This window comes from Robiginitalea sp. (genome assembly GCF_049588695.1).
In the GTDB taxonomy this organism is placed as follows: Bacteria; Bacteroidota; Bacteroidia; order Flavobacteriales; family Flavobacteriaceae; genus Robiginitalea.
This window is the reverse complement of sequence record NZ_JBAVZJ010000402.1, coordinates 1-2,066: the sequence shown is the minus strand read 5'-3', so window position 1 is coordinate 2,066 and position 2,066 is coordinate 1. Positions and strand designations below refer to the sequence as shown.

The 2,066-nt window shown below is 46.7% G+C and carries 2 protein-coding genes and 1 pseudogene; all 3 read right to left on the bottom strand.

Annotated elements, in window-relative coordinates; genetic code table 11:
- On the bottom strand, positions 1–527 hold a 527-nt coding region (locus WBV75_RS09460; RefSeq protein WP_424120378.1), incomplete at its 3' end, for a deoxyhypusine synthase family protein.
- Complete coding sequence (gene speB / locus WBV75_RS09455) at positions 517–1,464, bottom strand: agmatinase (protein ID WP_424120377.1); 948 nt, start codon at positions 1,462–1,464, stop codon at positions 517–519. The genes speB and WBV75_RS09460, both read right to left, overlap by 11 nt.
- Positions 1,461–2,066, bottom strand: a pseudogene (locus WBV75_RS09450) (arginine decarboxylase); the annotation flags it as partial. The pseudogene WBV75_RS09450 and the gene speB, both read right to left, overlap by 4 nt.

Below are 2,066 nucleotides of genomic sequence, written 5' to 3'. Positions count from 1 at the left end.
GCATACATCCATGAGTCCTTTAAATCGATTTCATAATACGGTTCAAGAACACCGGAAAGCAACAATTTATAAAGGAATTCGTGGGGAAAATAGCGTTCCCCTGCTTCCTCGGCATCTTTCCAGATCTTAAAGATGTGCTTTTGCAGGCGCCTAAAAGCTTCTTCCTCCGGAATACAAGTATCGGTGACCCGGTTTAATCCTTTTTCCAGTAATTGCCATTCATCTTCAGGACTCAAATCTCTGTAATCGGGCAGGCGCTTATAATGTGAATGGGCAACCAAATTCATCACATCCTCCTCCAGGTTTGCTCCCGTACATGAAATAATATGGACCTTATCCTGCCGGATAATCTCTGCAAAGATCTTACCTAATTCAGCGGTACTCATGGCACCCGCTAAACTGACGAGCATACGGGAACCTTTATTCAATTGGGTTTCATAGCCACGGGCCGCATCGACCAGGGCCGCGGCATTGAAATGCTTGAAATAGCGGGTAATAAATTCAGAAACTGGGGCTTCAGTAGTCATCTTCTCCAAATTTTGCATTGAAATTCTTTTGGCTCTCCTGTCCCGTACCTATGGATTCGTCGTCCAAATCCAATAAGGACTCCTCATCCCTGTATTTATAACTCAGCATTTTATAGTACAATTTCGCCGCCAGAAAATTCGGGGATTTATCCTGAGGGTTGGGGCAGAGTTCCACCAGGTCAAAACCGACCACATCTTTCTCCTGAAATACTTTCTGAAGAAACTCCAGGGTTTCGTACCACAGGAGTCCTCCGGGTTCAGGTGTCCCCGTAGATGGCATAATTGAAGGGTCCAGGGCATCCAGATCAAAGGTAATGTACACCTGATCCGTCATTAAATCCAGCACCTTATCCATCCAGTACTCATCCTCGGCCATTTCGTGGGCAAAAAAGGTTTTCTCAGGATCCATAAACGTCCTCTCCAGGGCATCCATGCTTCGAATACCTACCTGGATCAGATTAGTTGTCTGCGATGCCTCGTGCATGGCACAGGCGTGGTTATAAGGACTGCCCATATAGGATTTACGCAGATCTGCATGGGCGTCGAGCTGCAGGATGGTGATGTTTTCAAAACACTCATTGAAAGCCCTTATAGCCCCAATGGAAATGGAGTGTTCCCCACCTACCAGCGTTACAAAATGATTTCGTTTTATATAGTCCTTGGAAATCTCATGTACCTGGTTGACCACAGTTTCGGGGTCGGTGGCCCCATCAATTGCCGGGGCGAGGTAAATACCCTGTTTATACACTTCCGTATCGGTTTCGATATCGTATAACTCCATGTTTTCAGCGGCTTCCAAAAAAGCCTCCGGGCCTTTGTCTGAACCCTTGCCCCATGTAGAGGTACCGTCAAAAGGAACGGGGATCAATACTACCTGTGCGGTTTCCAACCGGCCAAACTCCGGGGGAATTCCCGCGAAGGTTATTTTACTTCTCATTTTAAAATAGGTTTATTAGAATATACTGATGAATTGCTTTGGGATATTTCCACCACTTCTCGGTTTTTCTGTGGTGCATACCCGAGGATACTAAGATTCTCCTCTGCACTTTGTTGTTCTCTGAAGAGGGAAACCTGAAACCCCCCCGCTTCATTTTTATCGATGAGCAAATGCTTGGGATAGGGAATCAGGCAATGCTGCAGCCCTCCATAGCCACCGATAGTTTCCTGATAGGCCCCTGTATTAAAAAAGGCAATATAAAGGGGGCGTTCAGACTGAAATTTGGGCAAATAAATCGCGTTTAAGTCCTGCTGGCTGTTGTAATAGTCATCGCTGTCGCAGGTGAGGCCACCCAGGAGAACCCGCTCATAAGTGTCGTTCCACCTGTTGATGGGCAACATGATAAAGCGCCTGTTGATAGCCCAGGAATCGGGGAGGGTGGTAATAAATGAAGAGTCAATCATATTCCATTTCTCCCGGTCGTTTTGTTGTTTCTGATAGAGTACCTGATAGATTGCCCCCCCGCTTTCCCCCACGGTAAAACTTCCGAATTCGGTAAAAATATTGGGGACGGGTACCCCGGCTTCCTCGCAGGCCAGATT